Origin of the sequence: Mesorhizobium sp. M1E.F.Ca.ET.063.01.1.1 (assembly GCF_003998155.1) — a bacterium.
GTDB lineage: Bacteria > Pseudomonadota > Alphaproteobacteria > Rhizobiales > Rhizobiaceae > Mesorhizobium.
On record NZ_RZSC01000595.1, the window covers coordinates 1 to 3,701 of the forward strand.

Sequence of the window (3,701 nt, forward strand, 5' to 3'; positions counted from 1 at the left end):
AGTCAGGCTCGGCCGAGTGCTGGGCGATCTCCAGGAAGAAAAAATGTCCGGCTTCAAATCCGATTTCCTGCGCATCATGAGCGAGCGCGGCTTCATCCACCAGATTTCGGATGAATCCGCCCTCGACCAGCTTTTCGCCAAGGAAACGGTGAGCGCCTATATCGGCTTCGACGCGACCGCCAAGAGCCTGCATGCCGGATCGCTGATCCAGATCATGATGCTCCACTGGCTGCAGCAGACCGGCCACCGGCCGATCGCGCTGATGGGTGGCGGTACCTCGATGATCGGCGACCCATCCTTCAAGGACGAGGCGCGCAAGCTGCTGACGCCGCAGGACATCGAGGACAACCTGGTCGGCATCCGCCGCAATTTCGCGCCCTACCTCAAATTCGGCAGCGGCGCCGGCGACGCGATCATGATCAACAACGCCGACTGGCTGATGGAGATCAACTACGTCAATTTCCTGCGCGATGTCGGCCGGCATTTCTCCGTCAACCGCATGCTCGCCTTCGATTCCGTGAAGCTCAGGCTCGACCGCGAGCAGTCGCTGTCCTTCCTCGAATTCAACTACATGATCCTGCAGGCCTACGATTTCGTCGAGCTCTACAAGCGCGTCGGCTGCAGGCTACAGATGGGCGGCTCCGACCAGTGGGGCAACATCGTCAACGGCATCGACCTCGGCCATCGCATGGAAGGCGTGCAGCTGTTTGCGATGACCACGCCGCTGCTCACCACCTCGTCCGGCGCCAAGATGGGCAAGTCGGCCTCGGGCGCGGTCTGGCTCGATGGCGACATGCTGTCACCTTACGAGTTCTGGCAGTACTGGCGCAACACCGAGGACGCCGATGTCGGCCGCTTCCTGAAGCTCTACACGACGCTGCCGCTGGATGAGATCGCGCGTCTCGAAAAGCTCGGCGGCTCGGAAATCAACGAGGCGAAGAAGATCCTCGCCACCGAGATCACCGCCATGCTGCATGGCCGCGAGGCGGCCGAGACGGCAAGCGAGACCGCGCGCAAGACTTTCGAGGAAGGCGCGCTCGCCGACACGCTGCCGAGCGTCGAAGTGGCCAAGGCCGATCTCGAGGCCGGTATCGGCATCCTGTCGCTGTTCGTGACGGCAGGGCTCGCCGGCTCCAATGGCGAAGCGCGCCGGCATATCCAGGGTGGCGCCGTCCGCCTCAACGACCAGCCCGTAACGGACGACCGCAGCGTTGTGACGCTTCAGGATCTGGGCGCGGAGGGTGTCGTAAAACTCTCGCTCGGCAAGAAGAAGCACGTTCTGGTGCGGCCGGTCTGATCGGCCGGTCGTCCTACCGATACTCGAAGATCGATCGGAATATTCCGGGCGCGATCACCGAGAGCGGGTTGATGTCGAGGCTCGGCTTGTTTGCGTTGCCGCGCAGGCGGTAGGTGACGCCGATCAGGCCGCGGTCGCGGCCGTTGCCGAGCAGCGGGCCGAACAGCGGCAACTCGCCGAAGATGCGGTTCAGCCCATAGACCGGCATGAAGGTGCCGGTCATGTCCATGTTGTTGTCCTTGTCGTAGAGCATGCCCTGGAAGGTGGTGCCGATGCGCGGCCCCCGCAGCACGCCGTTTGCCAGTCTGAGATAGCCCGAGCCCTTGTCGATCTCGGCGAAGCCGCGCTCGAATTGCACCCTTGACGTGTCGATATCGGCCTTCACCGCCTGGTTCAGGCTGCGCGTGTCGCCGGCCGGCTTGGTCGACACGATCGAAGCGAGCTTCGGCTCGTTGACGACGTAGAAATTGCTGGCGTCGACCTGGCCCTTCATCGGCCCGTCGGCGGCGCCCGCGAGCGACAGCGTGATCGCCCCGCCCTCCATGTGTTCGTATATGTTGAGGAAACGCAGGATGGCCCCGGCATCGGCCGACTTCATCCTGAGCGCTCGGCCGGCGTCGCCGGTGCTGTTCTTGACGGTGATCGCGGCACCCGAACTCGCCGTCGCGCTGACATCGAGACCATTCACCCGGGAGCCGGCGCCGCTGTAGTCCAGTTTCAGGTTCGACAGCACTTCGTCGTGGAAGCCGGTAAGCGACTTCACGTCGGCGCTCACCGAGATCGCGTCGGCGCCGGCGCCTTTCGTGGCCGTGTCGACGTCGGTGGTGAACTGCTTGATCAGCGAGCGGGCATCGAGTGAATCGCCGCTCACGTCGACCGCATAGCTCTTGCCCGACCGTTTCACCGAGACGGCGACATCGTCGCCCCTGTTGAGCGCGACCCTGCTGAAGCGGGCCGAGGACAGCGCCCCATTGACCAGCGTCACGTCGCCTTCGACCGAAAAGCTCTTCCCGTCGAGATTGAAATCGGACAGCGTGGTGGTGTTGCCCGACTTGGCCATCGTGAAGGTGGCTTTGGCCGGAATGCCCGCCCCCTTGCTCCATCCGACCCAGGGAATGTCGAGCCTGGCGTTGGTCAGGTCGGCCGAAACGTCTTGACCACCCTCGCCGCTCTTGTCGATCGCCACCATGATGGTTCCGGCAAGCAGCGGCGACAGGCCGGGCATCGTCGCCTCGCGCGTCTTGTCGTCGAGGACGAGCGCGACCTTGCGGCTGCGCGGCGGACCGTCGTCCTCGAGCGGTTCGACGAGATCGAGCTCCGCCGGAATGCCGTTGAGCTTCGCCTTGGCCGATATCACCGCGCGGTCCGGGCTGACGGTGATCGAGCCGTCGGCCTCGGTCACCGTCTGGTCCTCGAACGGCTTGGCTAAAGAAAGATCCTGGTAGTCCAGCGCCACCAGCCAATCGAGCGTCGAGGTGTCGACGCCGGAGGTCAGCGGGATGTCGGCCCGCACATGGCCGGTGACGTCGCCGCTCAAATCCTCCGGCGCGAGGCCGACATGGCGCATGGCGTTGATCGGCTCATAGGAGGCGAGTTCGGCGATCGCCGACGCTTCGCCTGCGACATCGATATCGAGCGCGCCGATGACCGGCGAACGGTTCGCCTGCTTCACGGTGAGCGTGCCGCCGCTTGCCGCCACGGTGCGGCCGCTCGGCATATAGACGTTGCCGGAGGACAGCGTGATATCGACGTCGTTGCCATGGAAGGCGACGACGCCGACGGCGTCGCGGATCGGCGGAATGCGGCCCGCCGTGTCGAAGCGCGAGCCCTCGACCTGGAAGCGGCCGAACACCTCGTCGCCGGAAAGCGGAACGCCGTTGCCGAGCCGCCCCGGCACGACCTGGAACTGCAGGTTGGCGTCGACCACGCGGCCGCCGAACAGATTGTCGAGCACCCAAAGCCTGGCATTGCGAGCGGAGAACCATGGCCACAACTGCTTCACATGCGAGACCGGCATGTCGTGGACATTGAGCGAAAGCGACACGCCCGGCGGGCCGTTGTCGATGAAGGCAAGCGACGCCCTGCCCAGCACCTCGCTCGAACCGCCGGAGCGGACGCCGATCTGCTCGGCGACGAGCTTGCGGCTCTTGGTCTGGTAGACGCCGGCGATGCGGGCGAGGAACTGAAGCGCCGGCTCCGGCGATTCCGACGGCGCGAGCGTCGAGCCGTCGCTGATGAGATCATAGCGATAGGACGGCTCTTCGCCCGCGGCTGCCGGCTTCGGCCCGATCGATCCGGCGAAGTCGAAGGTCGAGCGGCCCGTCTTGATCACCAGCCTGTCGACCGAAATCTTGTTCGATCCCGCCACCAGCGCGACATTGGCGTCGACGTCGGCCGGCAGCAG

General features: G+C 65.0%; 2 protein-coding genes. One reads left to right on the forward strand and one right to left on the reverse strand.

Annotation, left to right across the window (positions count from 1 at the left end):
- Positions 1-43 precede the first annotated feature (43 nt).
- Positions 44-1,297 (forward strand): tyrosine--tRNA ligase, encoded by a 1,254-nt coding sequence (gene tyrS / locus EOA29_RS28790; protein ID WP_126093579.1) that lies wholly within the window; start codon positions 44-46, stop codon positions 1,295-1,297.
- Between the two features lie 13 nt (positions 1,298-1,310).
- On the opposite strand, the gene EOA29_RS28795 is transcribed toward tyrS, so the two are convergent.
- Positions 1,311-3,701, reverse strand: a 2,391-nt coding sequence (locus EOA29_RS28795; RefSeq protein ID WP_127221941.1) for a DUF3971 domain-containing protein, incomplete at its 5' end; no start/stop codon positions are given.

Bases quoted from the DNA above. Each gene is read 5' to 3' on its own strand.
- tyrS (WP_126093579.1), top strand. From the start codon at position 44: ATGTCCGGCTTCAAATCCGATTTCCTGCGCATCATGAGCGAGCGCGGC.